Source organism: Streptomyces sp. NRRL WC-3742, from assembly GCF_000720635.1.
Taxonomy (GTDB): domain Bacteria; phylum Actinomycetota; class Actinomycetes; order Streptomycetales; family Streptomycetaceae; genus Kitasatospora.
Genome location: NZ_JOCF01000047.1, coordinates 78,368 through 104,145, shown reverse-complemented (window position 1 = coordinate 104,145; position 25,778 = coordinate 78,368). Strand labels below are relative to the sequence as shown.

The window sequence follows — 25,778 nt, the reverse complement described above, 5'->3', positions numbered from 1 at the left end:
TGCCGCTCCCCGAGGTGTGCTTCCGTCGACCGGTTCCCGGCCCCGTTCTCCGTACGGGGGCCGGTGGGGGCTAATTCTTCTCGAACCGGAAGCCCACGCCGCGCACGGTGGCGATGTAGCGGGGGTTGGCCGCGTCGTCGCCGAGCTTCTTGCGCAGCCAGGAGATGTGCATGTCGAGGGTCTTGGTGGAGGTCCACCAGGTGGTGTCCCAGACCTGCCGCATGATCTCCTCGCGGGTCACGACCCGGCCGGCGTCGCGGACGAGGACGCGCAGCAGCTCGAACTCCTTGGCGGAGAGCGTCAGCTCCTCCTCGCCGAGCCAGGCGCGGTGGGACTCGATGTCGATCTTCACGCCGTGCGCGCCGGTGGTGAGCTGGTCGACGTTGCCGCGCCGGAGCAGGGCCCGGACGCGGGCGAGCAGCTCGGCCAGGCGGAACGGCTTGGTGACGTAGTCGTCGGCGCCGGCGTCCAGGCCGACGACGGTGTCCACCTCGTCGGCGCGGGCGGTCAGCACCAGGACGGGGCAGCTCTTGCCGTCGGCGCGCAGCCGGCGGCAGACCTCCAGGCCGTCCATCTCCGGCAGACCGAGGTCGAGGACGACGAGGTCGACCTCCTCCGTGAGCCCGGCGGCCAGGGCGGTCGGACCGTCCTCGCGGACGAGCACCTCATAGCCCTCGCGTCGCAGGGCCCGGGCGAGGGGTTCGGAGATCGCCGGATCGTCCTCGGCGAGAAGCACACAGGTCATGTGGTGATGGTAGTCCGCCGGGGTATGCCCGTACGTCCTGTGAGGTGTTTCACAGAGCGTGATCGTTATACAAGGACACGCCGCGGGTCAACGAAGCGTTGCAGACCGGCTGTTCGGCGCAGAATCTGCGCTTGCATCTTTGAACCGAAGGAAGACGCGCCGATCTACCATGGATCAATCGGGAAGATCCGATGCCAACTTTGTTATTAACCCGGCTGATTCACGACGTTTGTCATCTGATAACGCCAAATATCGCCACGTAGAGTGGTTCGAGTCCACGTCCGCCGCACCCCCCTTGGCGGACGCTTCAGGCAAGGAACCACTACACATGGCGTCTACGACCCGGGCCGCCGACCTCGCGTCGGCCTCCCCCAGCGGCAAGACCTTCCTCGGGCACCCCCGAGGTCTCGCCACGCTGTTCATGACCGAGATGTGGGAGCGCTTCTCCTACTACGGCATGCGCGCCCTGCTCATCTACTACCTGGTCTCCGGTGGCGCCGACGCAGCCGTCGGCAGCCAGGGCGGTGGCCTCGCCAAGTCGGCGGCGCTCGCGACGGCGGTCTACTCCGTCTACGTCTCGATGGTCTACCTCATGGCCTACCCCGGTGGCTGGTTCGGCGACCGGGTCTGGGGCGCCCGCAAGACCGTGGCCATCGCCGGGTTCGTGATCATGTCCGGCCACATCGCGCTGGCCGTCCCGGGCTCGGCGGCGTTCTTCGCCGGCCTGTTCCTGGTCGCGATCGGCTCCGGCCTGCTGAAGGCCAACATCTCCACGATGGTCGGCCACCTCTACAACGGCCCGGACGACCCGCGCCGCGACGGTGGCTTCACGGTCTTCTACATGAGCATCAACCTCGGTGCCTTCGCCGCCCCGTTCATCATCGGGACCATCGGCAAGGAGTACAACTGGCACCTGGGCTTCGGCCTCGCCGCGGTCGGCATGGCCTTCGGCCTCGTCCAGTTCCTGCTGGGCAGCCGCCACCTGAGCGCCAAGAGCAGCGTCGTCCCGAACCCGCTCAAGCCGGAGGAGACCAAGAACCTCCTGGTCAAGGGCGGCCTCGTGGTCCTCGGCATCGTGGCCTTCTACGCCGCCGTCGTCGGCCTGGGCTACTACACGCTGAACTGGGCCCTCGTCCCGCTGACCATCGCCGGTCTGCTCATCCCGGTCGTCGTCCTGACCCGCATCAAGCGCGACAAGGACCTCACCGCCGGCGAGCAGTCCAAGATGTCCGCGTACATCTGGTTCTTCGCCGCGGCCGCCATCTTCTGGATGATCTACGACCAGGGTGGCTCCACCCTGTCGCTGTTCGCCGACAAGAAGACCGCGGACAACCTGTTCGGCTTCGGCTTCTCCGCCACCTGGTACCAGTCGCTGAACCCGCTGTTCGTCATGGCGCTCGCCCCCGTGTTCGCCTTCCTGTGGCTGTGGCTGTCCCGCCGCAACAAGGAGCCGAACACGATCGTGAAGTTCTCGATCGGCCTGACCCTGATCGGCGCCTCCTTCTTCCTCTTCATCCTCCCGATGACGATGGCCGACGGCGGCACCAAGGTCTCCCCGCTCTGGCTCGTCTCGATCTACCTGGTCCAGACCGTCGGCGAGCTCTGCCTCTCCCCCGTCGGCCTCTCGGTCACCACCAAGATGGCGCCGCAGAAGTACGCCTCCCAGATGATGGGCGTCTGGTTCCTCGCAGTCACCGCCGGTGACTGCACCACCAGCCTCCTCTCCCTGGCCGGCGTCAACCTCGACGGCACCACGATCATCGCCGTCCAGGCCGCCCTCGCCGTCCTCGCCGGCTTCGCGGTGTACACCTACCGCAAGAAGGTCCAGGCCCTCATGGGCGACGTCCACTGACGTCTGCCCCACAAGGCCACCGGGGCCGTCGCGGATTCCTGAGATCCGCGACGGCCCCGGTCGTTTTTCCCGGGCCTCAGGGTTGCGGGGCGCCGGAGCTGCTCGGGGGCATCAGGCAGGGGGTGTTGATCCGGAACATGAGGTCCCCGGACTGCATGGTCTCCAGCGTCATCAGGTAGCGGCTGGACTTCTGGTAGGCGTCGACGATCACGTCGATCCTCCCGCTGTCCACCTTCTCCCGGTACCCGGCGATCTCGAAGCCCTCCTTCTCCAACTCCGCCCGGACCTTGCGGGCCGCCTCCGGGTGCTGCTCCAGTGGGAACGGCGCATAGCCCGCGTACGACATGACGAAGCGGCCGTCGTCCCGCATCTCGCCCTCCTTGCCGACGCAGTCCCGGTACGAGGTCCGGGCCCCCTCCGGCCTGATGGTGGTGCCGACGAGCTGCGCCAGGTAGTCGGTCGTCCGCTTGGCCCAGCTCAGGGCCTCCTCCCGGCTCTTCACCGGCAGCGGATCGTCCCGGCCTGCGCCGTCCGCGTGGTCCTGGGACACACAACCTCCGATCAGCGGGGAGAGGAAGAGAAGCAGCGCGACCGCGACGCCCGTGCGCCGCGTGGTTGCCCGGGCCACGGTCACCGACCTCCCGCGCCGGACACGTTGTAGGGCGGGACGACGAAGTGCCCCTCGATCTTCTTCGGGGCCTGGAGCGGATCGGCGCCGACGATGATGCGGCCCTGGTTCATGAGGGTGATGCTGCCCTCGTCCCAGTAGCCGCTGTGCCCGCTGGTGTCGATCTGGATGTTGTGTCCCCCGAACACGTCACTCCTCGGGTCGCGCCCCAAGGTGAGCCCCGACGCGAAACGAATGGGGTCGTCGTTCGCCGTGCCGACCCAGACGTGATCGGTGCTGATGTGGAGCTTTCCGGCATCCGGCACGATCATGCCCGGACTGGCGAGCGCGATGATGTCGTCCGCCCCGAGCCCCGCGCCCCCGGAGGCGGCCGCTCCGACCGCCGTCGTGCCGTAGCTGTGGCCGATCACGGTGAGGTGGCTGCGGTGGTCGCCCTGCGCGGCGCGAAGACCCTCGGTGAACTGGCGCATCGGCGCGGCGCCGTCCTTCGCACGCTCGGTGTCCGCGACGGAGAAGTTCTCGGGCGGGATCTCGGGCGCGTCGTAGCCGAGCCAGGAGATCACGGCGACCTTCTTGGTGCCCTGGCAGGCGTCACTGGCCGCTTCCTGCGTGGCGTCGATGCGCTTGATCTCGCGCGGCATGCTGGCGATCGTGGTGTCGGTCCCCGGGACGAGTACGGCGGTGTGGTCCGCGGTGTCGGGGTTGCCCATCGCAACGATCGCGTGCCCGTGCCCGTTCGGGTCCAGGCCGAGCAGGAAGAGCTGCTTGCCCTCGGGGGCGCCGTCCTGCTCCGCCAGCCGGTCCCGCAGCGCGCGGAGCCCGGCCTGCTGCTTGTTGTACTCCTCGGAGGTCAGGTTGGTGTCGCGCGCGTGGCCCGCCTCGCTCTTGTCCAACTGCTGGTCGAGGAACAGCCGGTTGGCCTCGTCCCGTACGGCGGACGGCAGGCCGTCCATGGCGCCGATCCGGTCCGCGTGGAGGGCGATGAAGTCCGCCTGCTGGTCGGGGGTCAGGGTCTTCCACCAGGCGGCGGCCTTCTGCGGGTCCTTGTTGTCCGGGACGGAGATGCCGTCGAGCCCGAGCGCCTTCTCCACCGCGTCCCCGACACCGGCGGTGCCGGCCACCGCGCCGAACACCCGGGGCTGGGTGAGGATGCCGGGGTCACGGTTCCCGAGCACCTCCTTGCCCTTGTCACTGGCGGTCTGCGCGTCGGACAGTGCCTTGTCGATGCGCTGCTGGAGCTGCTTGCACTGGTCCAACTGGGCCTTGCGTTCGGGTAGTTCACCAGGGTCGTGCGCTTCGGCGAAGCCCTGTTTCGGGGGGTTCACGGTGCCGTCCGGGCCGACCGTCAGATTCCATTCCTGAGCGCGCTGAACGGCGTTCTTCAGGTTGGTCTGCGCCTGGTACATCCGGTCCGCGACGGTGTTCAGGGTGAGCGCGATGGCCGCGGCCTCCACCCGGACGACCTCCAGCATCTCCTCGGTGCGGCGCATGGTCCAGAAGGCGGTCTCCGCGTCCTTCCCCTGCCAGTGCATCTGCCGCAGCGGCCCGTCCACCTGGCTCCGGTGCCTCGTCCTGGCGGAACGGGTCGCGTTCGCCAACCCGTGCCAGGACTTGGCCGCCGCGTGCAGGCCGGCGGGGTCGAAGCACATCAGCAACTCGAACCGGTTGACCGCCGCCGGGCCGCTCACGGGGCCCCCTTCGGCTTCGCGTCCGACGGCTCCGCGATCTTGTTCTTCTGCCAGACGTCGGTGACGGCGTCCTCGTGGTCGGTGTACGCCTGGGCGGTGGCGGCAAGATTGTCCGCCGTCTTCCCGAACCGGTCACGGACGGTCGCCAGAACGGGATCCCAGGCGGTCGCCACCTGCTCCAGCGCAGCGACCACCGACCAGCCCGTCAACTGCCCGACCGCCGTACGGCTGTCGGTGATCGCGGACGTGCACGACTTCGCCAGATCCTCCCCGATACTGCGCGCCACCCCCGCCGACGCGTTCAGCTCCGCGGGCCTCACGATGACGGTGCCCATTCGCCCTCCCCCAGGGTCCTGGATCCTTTCGGGACACCGTACTTGCCCGACCGTCAGCTCACGTCCGAAACGGGTTCTCCGGCTTGTCCAGCCACAGGGTGTGGCCCTCGGGGCCGACCGTCAGACCGAACCGCTCGAAGCCGGGGCGGCCCTGGCCGTCCCACCAGCGCCAGGCGGCCTCCACCTCGTCCCAGAGGTTCCGGGGACCGGACTGGTACACCTCGTACTCCGTGCGGCCCCGCGCGTAATCGGCGGAGGCCCAGGAGAGGGTGTCCCGGCTGTAGAGCCACAGGGTGTACGCGCCTTCGTCATAGCGCTCCGCCCGCCAGAACACTCCGGGTACGGCCGCGCCGATGACGAACTGCTCGAACCACCCGCCCGTCTCCGGAGGGGCCAGCGTGGTGGTCCTCCTCACCCCGTCCGCAGGCCACTCCCGACCGTGCAGGTAGTCCTCGAAGGGCGGCCGGTCCGTGCGCTGCTGGCGCAGCCGCATGAAGGCCGAACTCCGGGTGAACCGGCCGCTCGCACTGGTCCCGTCCTCACTCACGGTCAACCGGACGACCTGCTCGCCGCCGTACTCGGTGCCGAACGGCGCCACGATGATCCCGCCGGGGGCCGACTGCTCCAGCCATGCCGAAGGGATCTCCAGCAGGGAGCACGTGGCGATGATCCGGCTGTAGGGAGCGCCGTCCGGCCACCCCGCCCGCCCGTCGCCCTCGATCACGGTCGGATCGAGGGCGGCGCGCTCCAGGTTCTCCCGGGCACCACGAGCCACATCGGGGTCGTACTCGACTGTCACCACGTTGGGGCCGCCCAGGCGGTGGGCCAGCAGGCCCGCGTTCCACCCCGTGCCCGCTCCGACCTCCAGCACCCTGTCACCCGGGTGCACATCGAGGTCCTGGAGCATCGAAAACACCATCGTGGGCATGGAGTTGGACGAAGAAGGGGTTGTTCCGAGCCCGTCCCCCACGTGGTCGCCGTCGTCCCATTGCGTGGTCAGCGGAATGTCCGAGTAGACCGCTCGCCTCCACGCCTCGGGGTCCTGCGACCGGTACACCACGGGATTCTGCCGAGTACCGTCCGTGATCCCCGGCCAGATGCGATCCGGAACGAACAGCTCACGGGGTACGGCCCGGAAGGACGGGAGCCAGTCCGAGGAAAGCGCGCCGCCGGCCACCAGCGCGGAGGCGAGCCCCTCGGGGCCCGCCTCCGTGTGCGTCTCACCGGTCACTTGCCGCCACCCGCCGGGCCCGAGCCGTCAGAGGTGTTACCGCCCTCGTCCGAGCCGCCACCGCCGTGCCCGGCGCCCTTGTTGCTGTCGTCCTGCTGCTTGCCGCCCTGACCGTCCCCGGAACCGCCTCCGCGCTTGCCCATGAGCTTCCCCTCTCTGTCGGTCAGGCTGAGGTGTTCCCTCTTGCCCGTGTGAACGACGCTACGGACCGCCAGGCAGCTAGCTCCACGAACTTGCATCAGATTGCACGTCAATTTCCTTTCTGATCCGTCATATTGACGCCGACTACGCAGGCCAGAGAGCTTGATGCAAGCCCGAGCAAGCACCTAGATCAGGGAGGCGTGCGATGCCATCGAGCGTGCCCAGCTTCGCTGAGCTGCTTGAGCAGTGTCAGCGGTCTGCCGTCCACCTGGAACTGCGGGATGCATATGCCCCGACGGAACGGTTCGAGGCGTGGCAGCGCGGTGAGCGGATCAACTGGGAGGACCGGCGGTCCTGGTGGCATCCCTACGATCAGTTGATCACGGACTCCGTGGCGCGAGGTGTGATCATCCGCCGAGCTCGGATCGTCTCCGAGCCCGTGTCCGAGTACATCCGGTGGGAGCACTACGTCACCCACGCCAACGTCACGGCGGGCGAGCAGGTCCGCTGGCTGCCACGACGACAGGCCACCAGCATCCCTCTTCCGGGGAACGACTTCTGGCTGTTCGACGGAGCTCTGCTTCGGGTGCACCACTTCTCCGGGGACGGCTCAGTGGTGGAGGATGAGATCACGGCTGACCTGAAGACCGTGAACCTGTGCACCAACGCATTCGAAGCGGTCTGGGAGCGAGCGATCCCGCACCACCTGTACGAAATCTGACGAAGGCCAGCCCCATGCCCGCGCACCCCTCCGAAAACGTTCAGAAGGCTCGCCAAGCCCTTGCCCGTCGGCTGAGCGAGATTCGGAAGGACGCGGGGATCAGCGGGCGGGAGCTGGCCGCGAGATGCGGCTGGTCGGAATCGAAGTCGTCCCGGATCGAGAACGCCAGGACGCCTCCCTCCGACGCCGACATCAGGGCATGGTGCCGAGCCTGTGACGCCGGCGATCAAGTCCCTGACTTGGTCGCCGCCAACCGGCAGTCCACCGACGCCCACGTGCAATGGCGGCGACTCCAGCGGAGCGGGCTCCGCCAGTTGCAGGAGTCGACCGCGGACCTGTACCGACAGACCAAGGTGTTCCGAATCTACGTCTCCGACGTAGTGCCCGGTTTCCTCCAAACACCCAGGTACGCAGAAGCCTTGCTGTCGTGCATCGCGGACTTCCGGGGCACCCCGAACGACGTGACTGATGCCGTGGCGGCTCGCATGAAGCGCAATGCGGTGTTGAACAACGGCGCACACCGCTTCTCCTTCGTACTGGAGGAGTCGGTACTGCGGTACCGCGTGTGCAGCGCCGAGACCATGGCAGCACAGCTCGGCCACCTGCTCGGGGTCATGGATCTTCCGAACGTCGCGGTGGGCATCATCCCGTTCCTGGCACAACGGAACGTGTGGCCCATGCCAACCTTCACAATCTTCGATGGCGCCAGGGTCCACGCGGACACTCTGGATGCCGCCTCCACGCTCACGCAGCCCAGCCAGGTCGATCTGTACGCGCGGGCCTTCGAACGGCTCTCGCAGGAGACAGTGCGAGGCGCCACAGCACGTTCGCTCGTTACGGGCGCTCTGGCTTGTCTGGATTGATACCTCAGTGCTTGTCGACGCGGTGTGGAGCGCCGCACTGCCGGTGGAGGAGAGCTGATCTCGTGGCACGGACGGAGTTCTACGACGATCCCGACGCGCCGAAGCCGAACCGGCTGGTCGTGGCAGCGTCGGCGGTGGTGACGGATACCGAAGGGCGCATCCTGCTCCAGCGGCGCACCGACAACGGCCTCTATGCGCTGCCGGGCGGAACGATGGATCTCGGCGAATCGCTTCCGGACACAGCGGTCCGAGAGGTCCGAGAGGAGACGGGCCTCGACGTCGAGATCACGGGGCTCGTCGGCACGTACACCGATCCCCGGCACGTGATCGCGTACTCGGACGGCGAGGTCCGGCAGCAGTTCAACGTCTGCTTCACCGCGCGCATCACGGGTGGGGAACTGCGGATCTCGGACGAGTCAACCGACCTCCGGTTCGTCGCGCCCGGCGACATCGACGGCCTGCCGATGCACCACACCCAGCGCCTCCGGCTCCAGCACTTCCTGGAACACAGGGTGGTCCCCCACCTCGGCTGACAGGCGCGCCCGCTCTTGATGCCAGCGGTCAGACGGAGTACTGCTCGTGCGGGGTGGCCCGGTTCCAGACGGTCTCGAAGGCGGTGGAGACCATCTTCACCGTGGCCGGGTCGTCGGCGAACGCGTGGCCTGCCCAGTCCCCGTCTCCGGTGAACCAGTGGAACATGACCAGCCGGTCGTCGATCAGCCACAGGTCGTTGCCGGGCAGGGCGATGTCCGAGGCCAGCGGCCGCGGGAGCCAGCGGATCTGTTCGCCGGCGCCGAGGTTGAGCGGCGTGACCGCGTGCTCCCACCGGATGTAGTCGGTGACCGGCTCGGAGACGATCCGCGCGCGGCGCATCACCACACCCCGACCCACGGTTTCCCGCACGATCCCCAACCAGTCGGCCCAGTAGGGATCGTCCGGGTTCAGGTCCGCCTGCCCCGTGCGCTTGAAGTCGGCGAAGAAGGTGGACTCGTCGCCAACCGCGTACACGTCGCGCATCTCCAGGTGGACGGCGTTCCGTTGTGCCTGCCCCAGCAGGGCCGCGAAGTCAGGAACCGGCTGCTCGTTCTGCGTCATCACACGTTTTCCTCGGGATCGGCATCATGCGGCAGGGAGGACGTTCCAGGGTCGTGTGCCCGGCACCCATTCTCCGAATATGGACGGGTGCCCGCGAGGCCCTCGCCCGGGGTGGGCGAGGGCCTTCGCGTGTGCTCAGTGGTGCTCGTCGCGCTCTTCGGGGCGGGGCATCTTGAGGGTGGCGACGACACCGAGGACGACGGTGGCGATCGCGAGGGCGAGGAGCGCGATCAGGATCGCGCCGACGAAGAACTTCACTGGCACTCCGGCTCGTCCCGCTCCAGGTCGCGGAGCAGGTGGAGGAGGTTGAGCAGGGTGCTGACCGGCGCGTTGCCGAAGTTGACGAGGGTGTACCCGTCGAGGGTCCTCTCGCCGGCCGAGGCGGATCCCCAGAGGAGCCCGAACGGGAGTCCGCGCCTGCGCAACTCGCCCAGGAGGGCGGTGATCTGGGACTCGGTGCAGTCCCGCGTGTTGGGGTCGCACGGCGGGACGGGGGTGCCGGTCACGCGGCGAAGTCCAGCTCGTACCAGGTGGTCTTGCCGCGCTTCTGCGGGTCGACGCCCCACCGGTGGGTGAGGCCGTCGACGAGTTGGAGCCCCCTGCCGCTCTCGGCGAGGCCGGAGGACGGCCGGAGGCGGGGGACGACGTCGGACTCGTCGAAGACGGCGACCCGCAGGGTGCCGCCGACGAGGGAGAACCAGACCACGGGCGAGGGGGTGCCGCCGTGCCGCCAGGCGTTGGAGATGAGCTCCACCAGGGCGAGTTCGGCGTTGAAGATGGTTTCGGGGTCCCAGCCGTTGCAGGTCAGGACGTCTCGGAGGGCCAGCCGGGAGAGGGCGAGCGAGGGGTTGTTACGGGTGCACACGGGAACCTCCGTGAGGCTGTGGTGTGGGAGGAAGAGGTGGGGCGGCGGATACGTCGCCGTGAGCCAGGCCAGAGTGGGGCTGGTTGCTCTTCGGTGCGCGGGCAGCAGGCGCCTACTGCCTTGAAAACAGGCGTTGTTGACGATCCATCGGATCGATCTGAGAGCGACGATAGCGCATCGACGCTTAAGATTAATCTCGATGCGCGGAAGTTCCCTCGAAGGGGTCATCCCCCAGATGGCCGCCCCCGTGCACGGCACGGCAGACTGGCGTCTGTACCCGCAGAGAGGACGCCATGGCCAACCGTCAGAACCCGACCCTTCGCCAACGTCGACTCGGTGCCGAACTGCGGAGAATGCGCGAGCAGGCCGGCTTCGCGGGCAGCCACCTCGCCCGCCTGCTCGGTGTGACGCCTGCCCTGGTGACGCAGATGGAGAACGGGAAGTCCGCCGTCAGCATGGAGCGCCTGCACGAGATCGCCGAGGCGTGCATGTGCGCCAACGCGCCACTGGTCGACGCGCTCGCCGACATGGCCAGGGAGCGAGAGCGGGCCTGGTGGGATGAGTATCGCAACGCACTCACAGCCGCCCCCATTGATGTGGCGGAAATGGAGGGACATGCGAAGGGACTCAAGAGCTTCAACATCGGATTCATCCCGGGGATGCTTCAGACGGTCTCCTATGCCGCTGCCGTGTTCGCGAAAGGCTTCACTCCCCTCCCCGAGCGCGAGGTCGACCGCAGAGTGAACTTCCGCCTCCGGAGGCAGCAAACCGTTCGATCCGGTGAAACACCGTACTTGGCGCTGGTTCACGAGGCTGCTCTGCGAATCCAGTACGGCGGACCCGCAGTACTCAGGGAACAGCTTGATTCCCTCATCGAGGATTCCGAACTTCCGGGAGTCGCACTGCGAGTTGTACCGTTCGATACGGCCGACTTCCCTGGCCCCAGTGAGAACCTGATCTACGCGGAGGGGCCAGTGCCAGAGCTGGACACGGTCCAGGCCGACTCGTCCCACGGCTCCCACATCTTTGACTCGTCGGCCCAATTGGCGGGCTACCGCGCGATCTTTGAACGCATCGAAGCCGTCGCGCTCCCGGAGAGCGAGTCGCGAGATTACATTCGCTCAATCATGAAGGAATTGAAGGACAGGTATGAATAGCTCCGAGTGGCAAAAATCCACCTTCAGCGAGGCAGCAAGTAACTGCGTTGAGGTGCGCGCGCTTGAAGGGGCGATCGAACTCCGCGAGTCCGACGAGGGCGACGTCATCGTCCACACCACTCGTCTCAAGTTCGCCGACCTCCTCCAGGCCGCAAAGGTCGGCGAGTTCGACCACCACGCCACCACCTGAGCGAATCGTTCCGGCGGCCTCTTGCGAGACGCAAGAGGCCGCCGCCGAGGGTTGTCCCGTAAGTGATCTCTGAGAGGCCCCCGGGAGACGGCTCCCCCTCCCAGCCTCGGAGGAGATTCAGGCGAGGCAGAACTCGTTGCCCTCGATGTCCTGCATCGTGATGCACGACTCGTTGACGCCATCGGCGCGCTGCGTCAGCACGTGCTTCGCGCCGAGCGCCATCAGCCGTGCGCATTCGGCCTCGAGTGTGGCCAGGCGCTCGTCACCCACGAGCCCTGTGCCGACCCGCACATCGAGATGCACCCGGTTCTTGACGACCTTGCCTTCGGGAACTCGCTGGAAGAGCACGCGCGAGCCCACACCCGAGGGATCAGTGCACGCGAAGTAGATCTCGTCCTCGGGCGGCAGCGAGTGGTGGTACTCCTCCCACGTGGCAAAACCCTCCGGGGCTGTCGGTACGACGTACCCCAACACCTCACACCAGAAGGCGGCGAGACGCGCAGGTTCCGCGCAGTCGAAGGTCACCTGGAACTGCCTGATCATTGACATCGGCGCACGATAGCAGGGGCCCTGCTCATCTCCCCGGGCGGGTGGATCCACACATTGCCGGGAGGACGGCCCCTGCCATTCCCCGCTGTGTCGTGCGGTCACAGGGGTGAACCGAGGTCGGCGCCCCCAAAAGGGTGGGACCCCGGATCCGATCTCAGCCGACCACTCTCGCGCCAAAGATCAGTTACGGGAAGCCCTTAGAGCCTGCGCAGATAGGTGGCCGGTCATGGCCGGCGGCGGTGGCGTGTCTCCCAACGGTGGGTTGTCCAGGCACGGCGGATCAGGCTGCGGATGGTAGTGATCGTGTCGGCGAGGTCGAAGAAGGCTTCGATGACGGAAGGCTTCGATGACGCTGACCCGCCGCTCGTAGCACCGTGCGAGCCGGTGGAAGGCGTTCACTTGGGCCGCTGCGGTAGCAAGGCGGCGAATTGGTCCCGGAGCGGTTCGGTCGGCCACGAGGGCAGCACAGGCACAGGTCCCCCAGTGATCACAGAAAGGCCCCGGCGGCGCATGGGGTCGGGTCAGCGGGAGCCTTTGCCTCGGGCCGTACCGTCTGCGGCGCTCACTGCCTGCCCGGCGAGGCGGCGGTGGCATCGATCGCGCCGGTAGACGGCTTGAATCCCTTGGCGATGAGCCGGATGGCCAAGGTCAGCTCCCAGGCGAACACCGGTATCGCGGTGAGCATCCCCGCCCCGGAGACCTGCTGGTAGAGGCCGAACAGCTCGGCGATCGCGGAAGCGAAGATCAGCGGGCCGCCGACCAGCCCCAGCACGGCGATGAAGCGCGGCACGAGCTGCGAGCGGTACATCAGGTACGCCACCACCGTCGTGTTGGCTCCGCAGATGAAGTTGGGCCCGAGCAGGAACGTCCAGTCGTGGACCGCGACCAACGCTCGGCCCGTGGCGAGGAGGGAGGCTGGATCCGCCCCTTGCGGGGGATTCTGACGCAGCGTCACGACTGCGAGAAGGCTGACGATGCCGACGGCGATGACGGCGGCCTCCAGCGTGCGAAGGCCGACGTAACCGACGGCGAGGCATTCGCTGTGCCGCCGGGTGACGGGGAACAGTGCGAACGCGGTGCCGACGATCGCGATGGCGAGGACCACCTCGAAAAGGGCACCCAGGAGCACCCTGGTGTCCGCGCCCCGGCCGACGATGTAGTCGGCGTTGTGCAGCACCGGGCTGTACAGGATGAGCCCGCCTATCGAAGTGACGTGGGTGACGAGGTAGCACACGCCCGCCGCTGTCGCGAGCTTTCTCGGTGAGGCCACCGGGACTCCTTGGATGATGTGGTGCACCGCGCAGGTGTACGGCGTACACCTGCGGTCGTCACCGTATGGTGTACCGCGTACACCCGTCAAGAAGGGATCGGCGACGACCGGTCGAACGGAAGGCGGTCAGAAGATGGCCCAGCAGACAGAACCAGCGCGCCGGACGCCCCTCAACCGGGACCGCGTGCTGCGTGCCGCCGTCGCACTCGCCGACCGCGCCGGCAACGAGGCGCTGAGCATGCGCAGCCTGGCGCACGAACTGGACGTCGTGCCGATGGCGCTCTACAAGCACGTGGCCAACAAGGAGCAACTCCTCGACGGCATGGTGGATGTCATCGTCGGCGAGATCGAGCCCCCGGCCGGCGACGCGAACTGGAAGAGCGCGATCCGCCGCCGTATCCTCTCGGCACGACGAGCGCTACTGCGCCACCCCTGGGCTTCGCGCGTCATCGAGTCCCGAACCAGCCCAACCCCCGGCGTACTCGACTACCTGAACTCGATCATCGGCATGTTCCGGGCCGGCGGCCTGTCCGCCGATCTCACCCACCACGCGATGCACGCCCTGGGCAGCCGCGTATGGGGGTTCACCCAGGAACTGTTCCCAGCCTCGCCAAGCCCGGCCCCGGCCGACGCCGACCCCCAGGCGCTCGCGGCCCAGCTGGGCGAGATGGCCGCCCGGTACCCGCACATCGTCGAGATCGTGCTGGCTCGGCCACACGACAGCGAATCGGTCGTGGGCCAGGGCTGTGACGACCAGTTCGAGTTCGAGTTCGCCCTGGACCTCCTGCTGGACGGCTTCGAACGACTCCACCGGCAGGGATGGACATCCGCCGAGCGATCCTGACGCGACGACAGCACCTACCTGCTGCAAATAGCAACTGCGTTGAGGTGCGCGCACTGGACGGCCTGATCGAACTCCACGAGTCCGACGAGGGCGACATCATCGTCCACACCACCCGCCTCGAGTTCGCCCAACTCCTCCAGGGCGCAAACGGGCGAGTTCGACCACCACACCCCACCGCTTGAAGACGTCGCCCCGTCGAGCACCGGCTCGACGGGGCGACGAGGAGCAGCCGGCCCGTCTCGGGATTTCAGGACACGCCTGTGCGCGCGGCGAACTCCCGAACGCCGGCCACCGCAGCCGGCGCGTACAACAGGTCCGCCGTGAGCGCCCGCAGAGCCGGTCGGCGCACCTCCTCCGGAGCGACCTGCTCGGTGAACCGCAACGCCGCAAGCGTCTTGCGGTGATCTCCGAGGTTGTGCCACATGCGCGCGCAGTCCGTGCCGTACCGGGCCCGACGCTCGGCCGTGGGCAGTTGCCCTGGGGCGATCCGCGCCGCATACGGCACGCCCTCGTCGGGAGTGCCCATCGCCGTGTGCACCCCGATCCAGTACAGATTCACCTGGGCACTCGTGGCGTCGACCGTGAACAGCGGAGTACTTGGTCGGACTCCAGCACCAGTCAGTCGGTCCACCGCATCGCTGGCGCCCGCCATGAGGTCGAGGGCGTCACCTCGTCGTTGCCCACATGCCGCCGTGTAGGCGGCGGTCATCAGCAGGGTTGCCGCCACGGCCCGGGACACGTCGTCCCGGGCCGTGGCGAGCGAGTCGGCGGTACGACGCAGGAGATCGACAGCGGCGATCGGACGGCCGGAACGCCGCATCGTGATCGCCAGGACGCGAGCCGCCTCACCATGCACCACCGGGTCGCCGCTGGCCTGGGCCGCCGCCAGAGCCCGGTCCGCAGCTGGCCATGCGACATCGGAGTGAGCCTTCAACGCAAGCTCGGTCGCCAACACCCAGGCTCGGGCCACACACGCATGGGCCTCCTCGCGGGACCGGCCGGACAATGCCTCGCGGGTCGCCTGCGCCGAGCCCAGCAAACCGGGCAGCTCGTCGCCGAGATGCCGGTAACGAGCCGCCGTGAACTGCGCACGCGCCGAAGACAGTGACGCCTTGAGCTGCTGCAACGATGTGGGCACAGACGTTTCAGGCTCGTAGAGTGCCCCGACGATCCGGGCCGACGCATCCGGGCGCGCAGCGGCCGCCGAGGTGACCGAAAGGGCCGATGCCCCGGCCGCCGCCATGCCGGCCACGAACAGCTGCCTGCGGAGCATGGCGTCCTCCTGATCCGGGATCACATCCTGCGCCAGGGTAGCCGGTCGACCCAGTCCGAGGGCTTCAGGCGGCAGGCCCAACGCTCGGGTGATCAGCAAAAGAGCCCGCTCGGTCGGACGGAGCGTGCCTGCCTCAACCCGGCTGATCGCAGACGCCGAGTAGCCGCATGCCCGACCCAGTTGGGCCTGGGTCATCCGCCGTGCACATCGGGCGGCCCTGATGGCGGTCCCAAGCCGACGCTGACGTGACACGGTGCCGCCTTTCGAGCGCAAGGACTACTCACGGTATCGACAGGACGACACCCCAGGGCAGGGCGCGCACGGGGTGTGCGGTGCACGCACACCCCGTGCGGGAGCCCCTCAGCTGGCTCCCGCCTCAGGTCCTCGGCGGGGTTCTCTGGGTGATGCCCGGCCGGCGCACCTCAGCCACTCCATCCCGAGGGGAGACGCCATGATCACCATCCTGCTCGACAAGCCCGTCGCCGAGACTGAGCCCATCGCCGCCCCGGCGCCCAGTACCCTGCTGGAGCGGGCCGACCAGCCCAGCGCCCGCACCTGCCCGGTCTGCGGATCGGGCGCCACCTACCAGACGATCGACGGCCGATGGGGCTGCACTGCGTGCGGCTCCACCTGGGCCTGACCCGGGGAGGACCCGATGGCGGCCTGCACGCAGTGTTCCGCTCCTGCGGTGATCGAGGACCTCGACGCACAGCCGCCACGGCCCTGGTGCCTGGGGTGCGCGACTGCTCTCGTGCGGGCCGGTGATCCGGTGCTCAACTACCGCCCGCTCAACGGCGGAACCGAGTACCAACACATCCTGGCCGGTGGCAGCACCGAGGTCCTGCCCTTCGGCTGACAGGCACACCGAAGCGCCCGCTCCCTGCGTGCAGGGAGCGGGCCGCTCGTGACATGGCCGGGGACTCGCACTGACCGGACAGTCCCGATGATCCCGGGGCCACCGCAACCCGGAAGAGTGGATCTCTCTCGATCCCTTGCGCCGACGCACACCGAACGCGCCCACGCCCACATGATCAAGCTCCCGGTCCGGCATCGTGAGCAGGATCTGGAAGTGGCCGAGCAGTACGTCCGCGTGGCCATCAAGGTCAGCGACCATCGCAAGGAGTTGCAGTGGAGACCATCCTGGACGCCCTGCACCGCGAAACCACCGAGGAGACCGGGCTGACCATTGACCAGGTCGCGGACTACATCGGGCACTTCGACTACCGGAACAGCCGAGGCGGCACCACCCGCCAGTTCAACTTCGCCGTCACCGTGGAGAAGACCGAGCCGGTCGTCCTCACCGAACACGACGCCCACCAGTGGGCACTCCCGGGTGAGCTCCCCGAAGTCAGCGACGCGGTCCGCAACCTGATCGCTCCGTGATCCAGAGCATCGAACGTGCCTGGTCTCCGATGCCAGGTCGGAAACTCTGGAAGGAGCCCCCGAGCGATTCGTTCCGGCGGCCTCTTGCGGGGAGCAGGAGGCCGCCGGCAAGACGTGGGTCCTCATCGGGGCGCCCAGGACTCACTCAGCTCCACCACGAAGCAACAACGAGGAGCGGGCGTGAGGATCTCGGCGGCCCAGCGGGCCGAGAAGCGCTGGACCTGATCAAGCGGTCAGGCCGAAGCCCCATCGGTCGGCGAGGGCACGGCGCACGGGCGGAGGACCATGAGCGAGTCCTCCAAGGTCGCCACCATGGCGAAGGGGAAACGGTCGAGCTCGATGCAGAGTGCGATGTCATCAGGATGAACCCCCTGACGCACGCCCTCCGCGAGCTCGGTCGCAGCGCGTGACTCGGCGGCGCGGCGGAGGAACTCGGCTGCATCCGTCGGCGCCCCGGCGGCCCTGCGGGCGATGTACTCAGCGCACGCCAGATCCTCATCGGCCTGCCCGTCCTCGCCGGTGACCACGAACGTGACGGCGTCACAGTCACGCGCCCGCAGGAGCTGGGCCGTTGCCTCCGCCACCACGAAGCTGGCGCACAGCACCAGCGACGCTTCCTTCACCGCGAGGGCGCCGACGGTCCCTGCCGTGGTCTTCTGCACCACGGTCCGCCCGCCCAGCTCAATCGACCGGAGCAGGCCCGGTGAGTTGACCGTGTCGAACCCGGGCGCGGGCGCGCCGTCCTTGAGCGCCACCCAGTCCGGGTGCCGAGCCTTGAGCGCCAGGGCGTCATCCAGCGACTCGGCGAGGACGATCTTCTCCACGCCCTGGGCAAAGGCCCAGGCAGCCACAGTGAAGGCACGCATGACGTCGATGACGACCGCCACGGAGGGGACTTCGGCCAACTCGGGAATGCCAAGGAATCGAGCGTTCATCCGGTCATGATCACGCACACCCGATCGAGGCGTCAGGTTAATAAAGCGGCCCGCTCCCTGCGCGTGGGGAGCGGGCCGTTCGTGACGCAGTCGGGGCTCAGAGCTCGCGGACTCCTGCGCGCCAGACGGCGGCCGTGAGCGGGACGCCCGGGCGGTAGGCCAGGTGGACGTGGGAGGGGGCGTCGAGCAACAGCAGGTCGGCGCGGGCGCCGACGGTGATGGTGCCGACGTCGGTGCGGCGGAGGGCGTGGGCGCCGCCCGCCGTCGCTGCCCAGACGGCCTCATCCGGGGTCATGCCCATTTCCCGTACGGCCACGGCGATGCAGAAGGCCATGGAGCTGGTGAAGCTGGAGCCGGGGTTGCAGTCCGTCGAGAGTGCCACCGTTGCGCCTGCGTCAAGCAGGCGGCGGCCGCTCGGGTACTCGGCGCGGGTGGAGAACTCTGCGCCGGGCAGCAGGGTGGCGACGGTGCCCGAGCCGGCGAGGGCAGCCACGTCCTCGTCCGTCAGGTGGGTGCAGTGGTCGGCCGAGGCGGCGCCGAGCTCGACGGCGAGCTGTACGCCCGGGCCGTACGTGAGCTGGTTGGCGTGAACCCTCGGCGTGAGGCCGCGCTCGATGCCCGCCGTCAGGATGGCCCTCGCCTGGTCGCCGTCGAAGGCGCCCTTCTCACAGAACACGTCCACCCAACGGGCGTGCGGGGCGCAAGCATCCAGCATCTCGCCGGTGACGAGGTCGACGTAGCCCGCCGGGTCCTCGGCGTACTCGGGCGCGACCACGTGCGCGCCCAGGTACGTCGTCTCCGGGGTGTGCTGCGCGGCGATACGCAGGGCACGGGCCTCGTCTTCCACGGTGAGGCCGTAGCCGGACTTGCACTCGATCGTGGTCGTGCCCTGCCGCAGCGCCTCGCGAACGAAGCGGGCGAGGTTGGCGTCCAGTTCAGCATCCGAAGCAGCCCGAGTGGCCGCCACCGTCGTCCGGATCCCGCCCGCCGTGTACGCCTGCCCCGACATCCGGGCGTTGAACTCGGCCGTACGGTCGCCCGCGAACACCAGGTGCGCGTGCGAGTCCACGAACCCCGGCAGCAGCGCCCGCCCCTCCGCGTCGAACCGCTCGTCCGCCGCCGGAGCCTGCGCAGCCGGGCCGACCCAGGCGACGCGGTCGCCTTCCAGCACCACGGCCGCGTCGGTCAGCAGGCCGAGCGGGCCGACGCCCTGCGCAGGATCGTTGGTGACCAGGCTGCCGATGCCGGTGATCACGGTGGTCTTGGTGCTCAAGACAGCGCCTTCCTAGGTAAGTTGAAGAGTCAGCCGCTCAGCGCGCCGATCGAGGCCCGCAGCGCCCCCGGAACGTCGCCCACCAGCAGGTGCGCCCCGTCCCGAACGACCTGCCGCCCGCCGACCACCACGTGCCGTACGTCCGCCGCCGAGGCCGCGAAGACGGCGATCTCCGCGCCGAGCCGCGCCGGCGGCCCCGCCGTACGAACCGTATCCAGCGCGATCACCGTGAAGTCGGCGAGCGCCCCGGCCTCGATCCGCCCGGCCTCCGGCCAGCCGATCGAGGCGTGCCCGTCCTCGCCGCCCGCCCGCAGCAGCGCGTTGGCCGTCCAGTGCCCGCGCGTCCGGGTGCGCAGCCGCTCGTCCAGTTCCAGGGCGCGCGCTTCCTCCCACGGGTCGATCACCGCGTGGCTGTCGCTGCCCAGCGAGATCGGGCACCCCGCCGAGGCGAGTGCCCGCGCCGGCCCGATGCCGTCCGCGAGGTCCCGTTCCGTGGTCGGGCACATGCAGATGGTCGTGCCGGAGGAAGCCAGCAGCCGCACGTCCTCCTCGGTGAGGTGCGTGGCGTGCACGGCCGACGTCCGCGGTCCGAGCGCCCCGTGGTCGGCGAGCAGCCGGGTCGGGGTGACGCCGTGCGCCGCGAGGCAGGCGTCGTTCTCGGCGGTCTGCTCGGACAGGTGGACGTGCAGCGGCGCCTGCCGCTCCTCCGCCCACCGCGCGATGGTGCCCAGCTGCTCGGCCGGAACCGCCCGCACGGAGTGGATGGCGGCGCCGATCCGGGCGTGCTCGCGCGGCTTGAGCGCGTCCGCCCGTACGGCCCACGCCTCGGCGTCGCCGTCGCTGAACCGCAGCTGCGGCCTGGTCGGCTCCGCACCGAAGCCGGACGACAGGTAGCAGGTGTCCAGCAGCGTGATCCGGATCCCGGCCCGGGCGGCGGCCTCGATCAGCGCCTCGCCCATCGCGTTGGGATCGGTGTACCGAACCCCACCCGGCGCATGGTGCAGGTAGTGGAACTCCCCCACCGCCGTGATCCCGGCGAGCGCCATCTCCGCGTAGACGGCGGTGGCCAGCTCCAGGTACGAGTCCGGGTCGAGGGTGCCGGCGAAGCGGTACATGGTGTCCCGCCACGTCCAGAAGGTGCCCGAGCCGACCTGGACGTGCCCGCGCAGCGCCCGGTGGAAGGCGTGGGAGTGGGCGTTCGCCTGGCCGGGCAGCGCCAGCCCGCCCAGTCGGACGGCCCCGGACGGACACGGCCCGGAGTCGGCGGTGACACTGACGATCCGGCCGCCGGGGCCGGTGGCGATCAGTACGTCGCGCTCGACCGCCGGGCCGCCCCGGCCCGGCAGCCAGGCGTACTCGGCCCAGTAGCTCACGTGCGAGGTCACGTGCGAGGTCAGTGGCACGCCAGGTCCTCCAGTACGTCGGCGAGGGCGGCGACCCCGGCGAGGCAGTCGGCCTCCTCGGCGTGTTCGGCCGGGGAGTGGGAGACGCCGGTGGGGTTGCGCACGAACAGCATGGCGGTCGGGATGACCGAGGCCAGGATGCCCGCGTCGTGTCCCGCGCCGGTGGGCAGTACCGGGGCGTCGAGCAGTTTGGCGAGGCGGTCGCGCAGCGGGCCGTCGAAGTCCACCACCGGGGTGTAGGACTCGCGGGTCAGCTCGACACGGACGCCGTCGCGTTCGCCGCGCTCGGCGGCGGCCTGCTCGATCTCGGTGACCAGCGAAGTGAGGGTGGCCTCGTCGGCGGCCCGGGAGTCCAGCCAGCCGCGTACGAGGGAGGCGATGGCGTTGGTGCCGTTGGGCTCGACGGCGACCTTGCCGAAGGTGGCGAGCGCGCCCGCGAGCTTGGCCTTCTTGCGGGCGGCGAGCACCGTGTTGGCGAAGGTCAGCATCGGGTCGCGGCGGTCCTCGATCCGGGTGGTGCCGGCGTGGTTGGCCTCGCCGTGGAAGTCGAACCGCCAGCGGCCGTGCGGCCAGATCGCGCTGGCGACGCCGACGGGCTGCCCTTCGGTGAGGTAGCGGCCCTGCTCGACGTGGAGTTCGACGAAGGCGCCGATCCGGGCGAGGCGCTCCTCGTCCGCGCCGAGGGCGGTGGGGTCGTAGCCGGCCTTCTCCATGGCGTCGGGCAGCCGCAGGCCGTCCGCGTCGCGCAGCTCGTACGCCTGCTCGCGGCCGAGTACGCCGGAGGTGAGGCGGGAGCCGATGCAGGCCACGCCGAAGCGGGCGCCCTCCTCGTCGCCGAAGTTGACGATCGCCAGGGGCTTGCTGAACTCCGCGCCGCGGCCGCGCAGTTCGTCCAGGGCGGCGAAGGAGGAGACCACGCCGAGCGGGCCGTCGAAGGCGCCGCCGTCCGGGACGGAGTCCAGGTGCGAGCCGGTGACGATCGCGCCCTCGCCCTTCGGGTCGCCCAGCCAGGCCCACTGGTTGCCGTTGCGGTCGAGCTCGTACGTCAGGCCGCGGCCGCGGGCCTGCTGCTCGAACCAGGCGCGGCACTCGGCGTCGGCGGAGTTCCAGGCGAAGCGGCGGTAGCCGCCGGAGGAGGCGGAGCGGCCCACGGGGAGCAGCTCCGCCCACATCTCGTTGAACGAAGCGGTCACAGCTCACCCATCGGGACGCGGACCCCGCGCTCGTCGGCGACCTCGACGGCCCGGTCGTAGCCGGCGTCCACGTGCCGGATGACGCCCATGCCGGGGTCGTTGGTGAGCACGCGGCGGATCTTCTCGCCCGCCAGCGCCGTACCGTCGGCGACGGTGACCTGGCCGGCGTGGATCGAGCGGCCGATGCCGACGCCGCCGCCGTGGTGGATGGAGACCCAGGAGGCGCCGGAGGCCACGTTGACCATGGCGTTGAGCAGCGGCCAGTCGGCGATCGCGTCGGAGCCGTCGAGCATCGCCTCGGTCTCGCGGTACGGGGAGGCGACCGAGCCGCAGTCCAGGTGGTCGCGGCCGATGACGATCGGGGCGGACAGCTCGCCGGAGGCGACCATGTCGTTGAAGCGCTCGCCGGCCTTGTCGCGCTCGCCGTAGCCGAGCCAGCAGATGCGCGCGGGCAGGCCCTGGAAGTGCACCTTCTCCTGGGCCATCTTGATCCAGCGGTGCAGCGACTCGTTCTCCGGGAAGAGGTCGAGGACGGCCTTGTCGGTCTTGGCGATGTCCTGCGGGTCGCCGGACAGGGCCGCCCAGCGGAACGGGCCCTTGCCCTCGCAGAACAGCGGGCGGATGTACGCCGGGACGAAGCCGGGGAAGGCGAACGCGCGGTCGTATCCGGCCAGTTGGGCCTCGCCGCGGATGGAGTTGCCGTAGTCGAAGACCTCGGCGCCGCGGTCCAGGAAGCCGACCATCGCCTCGACGTGGCGGGCCATGGACTCGCGCGAGCGCTCGGTGAACTCGGCGGGCTTGGCGGCCGCGTAGTCCGCCATGTCGTCGAACTCGACGCCGACGGGCAGGTAGCTCAGCGGGTCGTGGGCGCTGGTCTGGTCGGTGACGATGTCGATCGGGGCGTCCATCGCGAGCAGCTGCGGGAACAGCTCGGCGGCGTTGCCCAGCAGGCCGATGGAGAGCGGCTGGCGCTTGTCGCGGGCGGCGGTGGCGAGCTCCAGCGCGTGGGAGAGGTCCTTGGCCTCGACGTCCAGGTAGCGGTGCTCGATGCGGCGGGAGATGCGGGACGGGTCGCAGTCGACACAGATCGCCACGCCGCCGTTCATGGTGACGGCCAGCGGCTGGGCGCCGCCCATGCCGCCGAGGCCCGCGGTGAGGGTGATGGTGCCCTCGAGCGTGCCGTTGAACCGCTTGTTGGCGACGGCCGCGAAGGTCTCGTAGGTGCCCTGGAGGATGCCCTGGGTGCCGATGTAGATCCAGGAGCCGGCGGTCATCTGGCCGTACATGGTGAGCCCGAGGCTCTCCAGGCGGCGGAACTCCTCCCAGTTGGCCCAGTCGCCGACCAGGTTGGAGTTGGCGATGAGCACGCGCGGCGCCCACTCGTGGGTCTGCATCACGCCGACCGGGCGGCCGGACTGGACGAGCATGGTCTCGTCCTGCTTGAGGCCCTGCAGCGTCTTCACCATGGCGTCGAAGGAGCGCCAGTCGCGCGCCGCCTTGCCGGTGCCGCCGTACACGACCAGCTTGGACGGGTGCTCGGCCACCTCGGGGTCGAGGTTGTTCATGAGCATCCGCAGGGCCGCCTCCTGCTGCCACCCCTGCGTCGACAGCCCCGTCCCTCGCGCGGCACGCACCTCGCGCGGCCCACTCACCTGCTGCACCATGTCCCGGCCTCCTGCGGATGAATTCATTCAGACTTGGTTCGATTGAATATAACTAAACAAGGCACTTTCGACCAGACCCCGGAACAATCCGATCAGCAACGGCACCGGCCGACTTGGCGCGTTGGCCTGAACCCGGCGAACACCAGCCACTCGGCCCAGTTCCAGGGAGCGGAGAACACGATGACGGCCATCGGCGTGCGGCCCGGCAGACTCCGGGAGGTGGCAGAGGAGATCGAGCGGAGCACGGGCCTACGCGTCCAGATCATCGGTGGAACCCTGGTGATGTCCCCGACTCCTCGCGGCAAGCACGCGGGGACCGGCGCACCAGTCTCATTGCTGCCGAGACCAGCTGGTACGCGGTCGCGGGCGTGCCAGTGCTTCTCGCCGTCGATCCCCGCAAGGGGGTCTGGACTCTCCACACCCACCCCCGCGACGGCGAGTACCAGGGCGTCCTGCACGGCAAGTACGGCAAGCCCGTCCCGCTGCCCTCGCCGCTACCCGCCGAGCTGGACACCTCCGGTCTTCCTCTGTACGCGCCGCGCGGCTGAGTCACGCCGCGGCGTCGCCGTCCCAGTCGATGCCGATCTCGGCGAGCCAGCGGCGGTCGGCCGTGTTGGGGGCGGGCGGGGACGGTGGGCGGGGGACGTTCTGGACGGGGCCGAGGCCGTACTTCTCGGCGGTGGCCGAGGCGGTGCCGGCGTCCGGGCCGACGCCGGCACCGGCTCCGGCGGCGGGTTCGATGACGCCGACGTGGACGGCGGAGTCGTCGCCCGGGTCGAGGACGGTCAGTTCGGGTTCGGGCAGCCGCCGCAGGGTGACGCGGCGGCCGCAGGTGGGGCAGGACCATTCGTCGACACCCGAGGCCAGGCGGGCGACGAACTTCATCTCATGGATCACGCGCATGGGCGGCACCCCCTGCTGTAGGGGATGCCCGGGTTTGTGACGAGTACTCCCCCGGCCCCTACTCCAGGAACAATCCCCGCGCCGCCGCCGCCTGCTCGACCGCCTCCAACCGGGCCTCCGCGCCCGGGAGTTCGTCGCACATGGTCTGCAGCAGAACCCGACCGAGCATCATCGGCGCGCAGGCGGTGTCGAAGACCAGCCCGGTGCCGACCGCCGCCGGCAGCATCAGGTCGGACATCTTGGCGACGGGCGCGAAGGCGCTGTCGGCGACGGTGAGCACCGTCAGCCCGCAGTCCCGGGCCACCGCCAGCGCGTCCATCAGCTCCCGCGGGTAGCGCGGCAGCGCGAAGCAGAGCAGCGCCGTCGCCCCCGCCGCGGTGGCCTGTTCCAACCGGTCGGCGAGCATGCTGCCGCCCTCGTCGAGCAGCCGTACGTCCGGGTGCACCTTGGCGGCGAAGTACGCGAAGCCGCGCGCCTGCGCCGAGGCGGCGCGCAGCCCGAGGACGGGCAGCGGGCGGGAGGCGGCGAGCAGCCGCGCGGCGCGGATGATCGGCTCGGGGTCGGCGAGGAGTTCGGCGAGGTGGCGCAGGTGCTCGATCTCGGCGAGCACGGCCTGCTGGTGCTCGTTGCGCATCGTGTCGTCCGGGGTCTCGGGCGCGGCCTGCTCGCCCACGCCGAGTTCGCGCAGCTGCCTGCGCAGCGCCGGGTAGCCGTCGTAGCCGAGGGCGACGGCGAAGCGGGTGACGGAGGGCTGGCTGACCCCGGCGAGTTCGGCGACCTCGACGCTCGACAGGAACGGCGCCTCGGTGGCGTGCCGGACGAGGGAGTGCGCGATGCGGCGCTGGGTGGGGGTCAGCCGGTGGCCTTCGAAGAGCTGGAGCAGGCGGGCGGAGGGCCCTACGGTGCCGGCCTCGTCGGTGGCGGTCATCAGCGCGGTACCTCCGGATGCGTGCGGTTGGACGACGACTGTGCAGCAGCACGCCTTCCCTGGCAAAAACGTCTCGTACGACGGGACGGCCGGTGGGACGGCCCGAAGGGGCGGAGGCGTCTCGGGGGTGACCCTGATTTCACCCTGATCCCGCCCGGATTCCCCCCGCGAAGGGGTGGACCATGTCCAACCACGGCCCCAGGCTGGCGACATGGACACCCGTCAGGACGAACTTCGCCGTGACCTCAACGCCACCCTGCAGGCCCGCAAGGAGCTGGGCAAGGAGTACGAGGACGAGCTGGTCGACTCCTTCATGAAGCGCCTCGACTCCCGTCTGGACGCCCGGGTCGAGAACGCGGTCGCCGACCGGATGGACGACTACGGACCGTCCCGCCGCCACCACGGCCACCCCCACGACCGCCCGCGCCGCCGCAGCTGGAGCCAGGGCCGCCCCGGCACCCGGCTGGCGATCGCCTCGATGGTGTTCGGCATCCCGCTGACGGCCATCGCGAGCAGCCCCGGCAGCGGCGGCTTCGCGGGCCTGCTGGCCTGCTGGGCCGGCATCGTCGGGATCAACTTCGCCGCCGCCTTCGGCAACCGCCGCGAGGAGCCCCGCTCGCGGGACGACTGGGACTGAGCACGGCCCAGC

At 69.5% G+C, this 25,778-nt stretch carries 33 protein-coding genes and 1 pseudogene; 13 read left to right on the top strand and 21 right to left on the bottom strand.

The window, feature by feature from the left end:
* Window positions 1-70: 70 nt before the first annotated feature.
* Entirely contained in the window at window positions 71-745 is a 675-nt protein-coding gene (locus IH61_RS0124975) for a response regulator transcription factor (protein ID WP_030290974.1), read from the bottom strand.
* 328 nt (window positions 746-1,073) lie between these two features.
* On the opposite strand from IH61_RS0124975, the gene IH61_RS0124970 reads away from it, so the two are divergent.
* Window positions 1,074-2,597 carry a peptide MFS transporter gene (locus tag IH61_RS0124970; RefSeq protein WP_031073571.1) on the top strand — a complete coding sequence of 508 codons (1,524 nt, stop codon included), beginning with the start codon at window positions 1,074-1,076 and terminating at the stop codon, window positions 2,595-2,597.
* A gap of 76 nt (window positions 2,598-2,673) precedes the next feature.
* Here IH61_RS0124970 and IH61_RS0124965 read toward each other — a convergent pair whose 3' ends face one another.
* From IH61_RS0124965 to IH61_RS47840, 5 genes are all read right to left on the bottom strand, one after another.
* Window positions 2,674-3,225 (bottom strand): hypothetical protein, encoded by a 552-nt coding sequence (locus IH61_RS0124965; RefSeq protein ID WP_158845277.1) that lies wholly within the window; start codon window positions 3,223-3,225, stop codon window positions 2,674-2,676.
* 2 nt (window positions 3,226-3,227) lie between these two features.
* The gene (locus IH61_RS0124960) at window positions 3,228-4,913 is read right to left on the bottom strand and encodes an alpha/beta hydrolase (protein WP_051837898.1); all 1,686 of its coding nucleotides are present in this window, start codon (window positions 4,911-4,913) and stop codon (window positions 3,228-3,230) included.
* A complete protein-coding gene (locus IH61_RS0124955; protein ID WP_031073565.1) occupies window positions 4,910-5,248 on the bottom strand; it encodes a hypothetical protein in 339 nt (112 codons plus the stop codon). Before IH61_RS0124955 ends, IH61_RS0124960 begins: the two co-directional genes overlap by 4 nt.
* A gap of 58 nt (window positions 5,249-5,306) precedes the next feature.
* Window positions 5,307-6,305 (bottom strand): methyltransferase domain-containing protein, encoded by a 999-nt coding sequence (locus IH61_RS0124950; protein ID WP_324607617.1) that lies wholly within the window; start codon window positions 6,303-6,305, stop codon window positions 5,307-5,309.
* A 170-nt stretch (window positions 6,306-6,475) separates the two neighbouring features.
* Entirely contained in the window at window positions 6,476-6,622 is a 147-nt protein-coding gene (locus tag IH61_RS47840) for a hypothetical protein (protein WP_199823377.1), read from the bottom strand.
* A 203-nt stretch (window positions 6,623-6,825) separates the two neighbouring features.
* Between IH61_RS47840 and IH61_RS0124940 the strand changes: the two genes are divergently transcribed.
* The 3 genes from IH61_RS0124940 (at window position 6,826) to IH61_RS0124930 (ending at window position 8,737) form a co-directional block, all read left to right on the top strand.
* Complete coding sequence (locus IH61_RS0124940) at window positions 6,826-7,341, top strand: DUF6879 family protein (protein ID WP_031073561.1); 516 nt, start codon at window positions 6,826-6,828, stop codon at window positions 7,339-7,341.
* Window positions 7,342-7,355: 14 nt separating this feature from the next.
* Window positions 7,356-8,204 carry a helix-turn-helix domain-containing protein gene (locus IH61_RS0124935; RefSeq protein WP_031073559.1) on the top strand — a complete coding sequence of 283 codons (849 nt, stop codon included), beginning with the start codon at window positions 7,356-7,358 and terminating at the stop codon, window positions 8,202-8,204.
* Between the two features lie 62 nt (window positions 8,205-8,266).
* Complete coding sequence (locus IH61_RS0124930) at window positions 8,267-8,737, top strand: NUDIX domain-containing protein (RefSeq protein ID WP_031073557.1); 471 nt, start codon at window positions 8,267-8,269, stop codon at window positions 8,735-8,737.
* Window positions 8,738-8,765: 28 nt separating this feature from the next.
* Here IH61_RS0124930 and IH61_RS0124925 read toward each other — a convergent pair whose 3' ends face one another.
* The 4 genes from IH61_RS0124925 to IH61_RS47145 form a co-directional block, all read right to left on the bottom strand.
* Window positions 8,766-9,299, bottom strand: coding sequence for a DUF6879 family protein (locus tag IH61_RS0124925; RefSeq protein WP_031073555.1), 534 nt, complete (start codon window positions 9,297-9,299; stop codon window positions 8,766-8,768).
* Between the two features lie 135 nt (window positions 9,300-9,434).
* Window positions 9,435-9,557 carry a hypothetical protein gene (locus IH61_RS49670; protein WP_267884065.1) on the bottom strand — a complete coding sequence of 41 codons (123 nt, stop codon included), beginning with the start codon at window positions 9,555-9,557 and terminating at the stop codon, window positions 9,435-9,437.
* The gene (locus IH61_RS0124915; protein WP_031073553.1) at window positions 9,554-9,805 is read right to left on the bottom strand and encodes a hypothetical protein; all 252 of its coding nucleotides are present in this window, start codon (window positions 9,803-9,805) and stop codon (window positions 9,554-9,556) included. The genes IH61_RS49670 and IH61_RS0124915 overlap by 4 nt, the downstream gene beginning before the upstream one ends.
* The gene (locus IH61_RS47145) at window positions 9,802-10,164 is read right to left on the bottom strand and encodes an ATP-binding protein (RefSeq protein ID WP_051837896.1); all 363 of its coding nucleotides are present in this window, start codon (window positions 10,162-10,164) and stop codon (window positions 9,802-9,804) included. Before IH61_RS47145 ends, IH61_RS0124915 begins: the two co-directional genes overlap by 4 nt.
* 293 nt (window positions 10,165-10,457) lie before the next feature.
* On the opposite strand from IH61_RS47145, the gene IH61_RS0124905 reads away from it, so the two are divergent.
* Together IH61_RS0124905 and IH61_RS0124900 are read left to right on the top strand one after the other, a co-directional pair.
* Window positions 10,458-11,321: a helix-turn-helix domain-containing protein gene (locus IH61_RS0124905; protein ID WP_037973309.1), complete on the top strand. Its 864-nt coding sequence runs from the start codon at window positions 10,458-10,460 to the stop codon at window positions 11,319-11,321.
* Window positions 11,314-11,511 carry a DUF397 domain-containing protein gene (locus tag IH61_RS0124900; RefSeq protein WP_031073546.1) on the top strand — a complete coding sequence of 66 codons (198 nt, stop codon included), beginning with the start codon at window positions 11,314-11,316 and terminating at the stop codon, window positions 11,509-11,511. The genes IH61_RS0124905 and IH61_RS0124900 overlap by 8 nt, the downstream gene beginning before the upstream one ends.
* A 117-nt stretch (window positions 11,512-11,628) precedes the next feature.
* Here the strand turns inward: IH61_RS0124900 and IH61_RS0124895 are convergent, their stop codons facing one another.
* The 3 genes and pseudogenes from IH61_RS0124895 to IH61_RS0124890 all read right to left on the bottom strand — a co-directional run bounded on the left by IH61_RS0124895 (window position 11,629) and on the right by IH61_RS0124890 (window position 13,357).
* The gene (locus IH61_RS0124895; protein WP_031073544.1) at window positions 11,629-12,060 is read right to left on the bottom strand and encodes a VOC family protein; all 432 of its coding nucleotides are present in this window, start codon (window positions 12,058-12,060) and stop codon (window positions 11,629-11,631) included.
* A 224-nt stretch (window positions 12,061-12,284) separates the two neighbouring features.
* Window positions 12,285-12,456: pseudogene (locus IH61_RS44810) on the bottom strand (IS5/IS1182 family transposase); the annotation flags it as partial.
* A gap of 166 nt (window positions 12,457-12,622) precedes the next feature.
* Window positions 12,623-13,357, bottom strand: a complete 735-nt coding sequence (locus tag IH61_RS0124890; protein WP_234327320.1) for a DUF4386 domain-containing protein — start codon at window positions 13,355-13,357, stop codon at window positions 12,623-12,625.
* Between the two features lie 106 nt (window positions 13,358-13,463).
* Between IH61_RS0124890 and IH61_RS0124885 the strand changes: the two genes are divergently transcribed.
* The gene (locus IH61_RS0124885) at window positions 13,464-14,174 is read left to right on the top strand and encodes a TetR/AcrR family transcriptional regulator (protein ID WP_031073540.1); all 711 of its coding nucleotides are present in this window, start codon (window positions 13,464-13,466) and stop codon (window positions 14,172-14,174) included.
* Between the two features lie 44 nt (window positions 14,175-14,218).
* On the top strand, window positions 14,219-14,356 hold the full coding sequence (locus IH61_RS47140) for a hypothetical protein (RefSeq protein ID WP_158845274.1): 138 nt from the start codon (window positions 14,219-14,221) through the stop codon (window positions 14,354-14,356).
* Window positions 14,357-14,421: 65 nt separating this feature from the next.
* On the opposite strand, the gene IH61_RS0124875 is transcribed toward IH61_RS47140, so the two are convergent.
* Window positions 14,422-15,699 (bottom strand): helix-turn-helix domain-containing protein, encoded by a 1,278-nt coding sequence (locus IH61_RS0124875; RefSeq protein ID WP_031073537.1) that lies wholly within the window; start codon window positions 15,697-15,699, stop codon window positions 14,422-14,424.
* A gap of 199 nt (window positions 15,700-15,898) precedes the next feature.
* On the opposite strand from IH61_RS0124875, the gene IH61_RS0124870 reads away from it, so the two are divergent.
* From IH61_RS0124870 to IH61_RS0124860, 3 genes are all read left to right on the top strand, one after another.
* Window positions 15,899-16,087 carry a hypothetical protein gene (locus IH61_RS0124870; protein ID WP_031073533.1) on the top strand — a complete coding sequence of 63 codons (189 nt, stop codon included), beginning with the start codon at window positions 15,899-15,901 and terminating at the stop codon, window positions 16,085-16,087.
* A gap of 15 nt (window positions 16,088-16,102) precedes the next feature.
* On the top strand, window positions 16,103-16,303 hold the full coding sequence (locus IH61_RS47135; protein WP_158845271.1) for a hypothetical protein: 201 nt from the start codon (window positions 16,103-16,105) through the stop codon (window positions 16,301-16,303).
* 272 nt (window positions 16,304-16,575) lie between these two features.
* The gene (locus IH61_RS0124860; protein ID WP_051837889.1) at window positions 16,576-16,830 is read left to right on the top strand and encodes an NUDIX hydrolase; all 255 of its coding nucleotides are present in this window, start codon (window positions 16,576-16,578) and stop codon (window positions 16,828-16,830) included.
* 233 nt (window positions 16,831-17,063) lie between these two features.
* Here the strand turns inward: IH61_RS0124860 and IH61_RS0124855 are convergent, their stop codons facing one another.
* From IH61_RS0124855 to hutU, 5 genes are all read right to left on the bottom strand, one after another.
* On the bottom strand, window positions 17,064-17,765 hold the full coding sequence (locus IH61_RS0124855; protein WP_031073529.1) for a 2-phosphosulfolactate phosphatase: 702 nt from the start codon (window positions 17,763-17,765) through the stop codon (window positions 17,064-17,066).
* Window positions 17,766-17,862: 97 nt separating this feature from the next.
* Window positions 17,863-19,038: an imidazolonepropionase gene (gene hutI / locus IH61_RS0124850; protein ID WP_031073527.1), complete on the bottom strand. Its 1,176-nt coding sequence runs from the start codon at window positions 19,036-19,038 to the stop codon at window positions 17,863-17,865.
* A gap of 29 nt (window positions 19,039-19,067) precedes the next feature.
* Window positions 19,068-20,441, bottom strand: coding sequence for a formimidoylglutamate deiminase (locus tag IH61_RS0124845; protein ID WP_031073525.1), 1,374 nt, complete (start codon window positions 20,439-20,441; stop codon window positions 19,068-19,070).
* Window positions 20,432-21,613, bottom strand: a complete 1,182-nt coding sequence (locus IH61_RS0124840) for an allantoate amidohydrolase (protein WP_031073524.1) — start codon at window positions 21,611-21,613, stop codon at window positions 20,432-20,434. The genes IH61_RS0124845 and IH61_RS0124840 overlap by 10 nt, the downstream gene beginning before the upstream one ends.
* Before the next feature lie 17 nt (window positions 21,614-21,630).
* The gene (gene hutU / locus IH61_RS0124835; RefSeq protein WP_031073522.1) at window positions 21,631-23,286 is read right to left on the bottom strand and encodes a urocanate hydratase; all 1,656 of its coding nucleotides are present in this window, start codon (window positions 23,284-23,286) and stop codon (window positions 21,631-21,633) included.
* 380 nt (window positions 23,287-23,666) lie between these two features.
* Between hutU and IH61_RS48795 the strand changes: the two genes are divergently transcribed.
* A complete protein-coding gene (locus IH61_RS48795; RefSeq protein WP_234327319.1) occupies window positions 23,667-23,846 on the top strand; it encodes a hypothetical protein in 180 nt (59 codons plus the stop codon).
* A gap of 1 nt (window position 23,847) precedes the next feature.
* Here the strand turns inward: IH61_RS48795 and IH61_RS41365 are convergent, their stop codons facing one another.
* On the bottom strand, window positions 23,848-24,201 hold the full coding sequence (locus tag IH61_RS41365) for a hypothetical protein (protein WP_037973306.1): 354 nt from the start codon (window positions 24,199-24,201) through the stop codon (window positions 23,848-23,850).
* Window positions 24,202-24,259: 58 nt separating this feature from the next.
* Entirely contained in the window at window positions 24,260-25,129 is an 870-nt protein-coding gene (locus IH61_RS0124820) for a MurR/RpiR family transcriptional regulator (protein ID WP_031073517.1), read from the bottom strand.
* A 211-nt stretch (window positions 25,130-25,340) separates the two neighbouring features.
* Between IH61_RS0124820 and IH61_RS0124815 the strand changes: the two genes are divergently transcribed.
* The gene (locus IH61_RS0124815; protein WP_031073514.1) at window positions 25,341-25,766 is read left to right on the top strand and encodes a hypothetical protein; all 426 of its coding nucleotides are present in this window, start codon (window positions 25,341-25,343) and stop codon (window positions 25,764-25,766) included.
* The last annotated feature ends 12 nt before the right edge of the window (window positions 25,767-25,778 follow it).

What these genes read in the sequence shown, in the direction of transcription:
- IH61_RS0124935 (WP_031073559.1), top strand. Translation starts at nt 7,356, where the DNA reads ATGCCCGCGCACCCCTCCGAAAACGTTCAGAAGGCTCGCCAAGCCCTT.
- IH61_RS0124815 (WP_031073514.1), top strand. Translation starts at nt 25,341, where the DNA reads ATGGACACCCGTCAGGACGAACTTCGCCGTGACCTCAACGCCACCCTG.
- IH61_RS41365 (WP_037973306.1), bottom strand. Translation starts at nt 24,201, where the DNA reads ATGCGCGTGATCCATGAGATGAAGTTCGTCGCCCGCCTGGCCTCGGGT.
- IH61_RS0124940 (WP_031073561.1), top strand. Translation starts at nt 6,826, where the DNA reads ATGCCATCGAGCGTGCCCAGCTTCGCTGAGCTGCTTGAGCAGTGTCAG.
- IH61_RS47840 (WP_199823377.1), bottom strand. Translation starts at nt 6,622, where the DNA reads ATGGGCAAGCGCGGAGGCGGTTCCGGGGACGGTCAGGGCGGCAAGCAG.
- IH61_RS0124975 (WP_030290974.1), bottom strand. Translation starts at nt 745, where the DNA reads ATGACCTGTGTGCTTCTCGCCGAGGACGATCCGGCGATCTCCGAACCC.
- IH61_RS0124870 (WP_031073533.1), top strand. Translation starts at nt 15,899, where the DNA reads ATGATCACCATCCTGCTCGACAAGCCCGTCGCCGAGACTGAGCCCATC.
- IH61_RS0124840 (WP_031073524.1), bottom strand. Translation starts at nt 21,613, where the DNA reads ATGTGGGCGGAGCTGCTCCCCGTGGGCCGCTCCGCCTCCTCCGGCGGC.
- IH61_RS0124900 (WP_031073546.1), top strand. Translation starts at nt 11,314, where the DNA reads ATGAATAGCTCCGAGTGGCAAAAATCCACCTTCAGCGAGGCAGCAAGT.
- IH61_RS0124925 (WP_031073555.1), bottom strand. Translation starts at nt 9,299, where the DNA reads ATGACGCAGAACGAGCAGCCGGTTCCTGACTTCGCGGCCCTGCTGGGG.
- IH61_RS0124970 (WP_031073571.1), top strand. Translation starts at nt 1,074, where the DNA reads ATGGCGTCTACGACCCGGGCCGCCGACCTCGCGTCGGCCTCCCCCAGC.
- IH61_RS0124955 (WP_031073565.1), bottom strand. Translation starts at nt 5,248, where the DNA reads ATGGGCACCGTCATCGTGAGGCCCGCGGAGCTGAACGCGTCGGCGGGG.
- IH61_RS0124895 (WP_031073544.1), bottom strand. Translation starts at nt 12,060, where the DNA reads ATGTCAATGATCAGGCAGTTCCAGGTGACCTTCGACTGCGCGGAACCT.
- IH61_RS47135 (WP_158845271.1), top strand. Translation starts at nt 16,103, where the DNA reads ATGGCGGCCTGCACGCAGTGTTCCGCTCCTGCGGTGATCGAGGACCTC.
- IH61_RS0124905 (WP_037973309.1), top strand. Translation starts at nt 10,458, where the DNA reads ATGGCCAACCGTCAGAACCCGACCCTTCGCCAACGTCGACTCGGTGCC.
- IH61_RS0124820 (WP_031073517.1), bottom strand. Translation starts at nt 25,129, where the DNA reads ATGACCGCCACCGACGAGGCCGGCACCGTAGGGCCCTCCGCCCGCCTG.
- IH61_RS0124885 (WP_031073540.1), top strand. Translation starts at nt 13,464, where the DNA reads ATGGCCCAGCAGACAGAACCAGCGCGCCGGACGCCCCTCAACCGGGAC.
- IH61_RS0124855 (WP_031073529.1), bottom strand. Translation starts at nt 17,765, where the DNA reads ATGAACGCTCGATTCCTTGGCATTCCCGAGTTGGCCGAAGTCCCCTCC.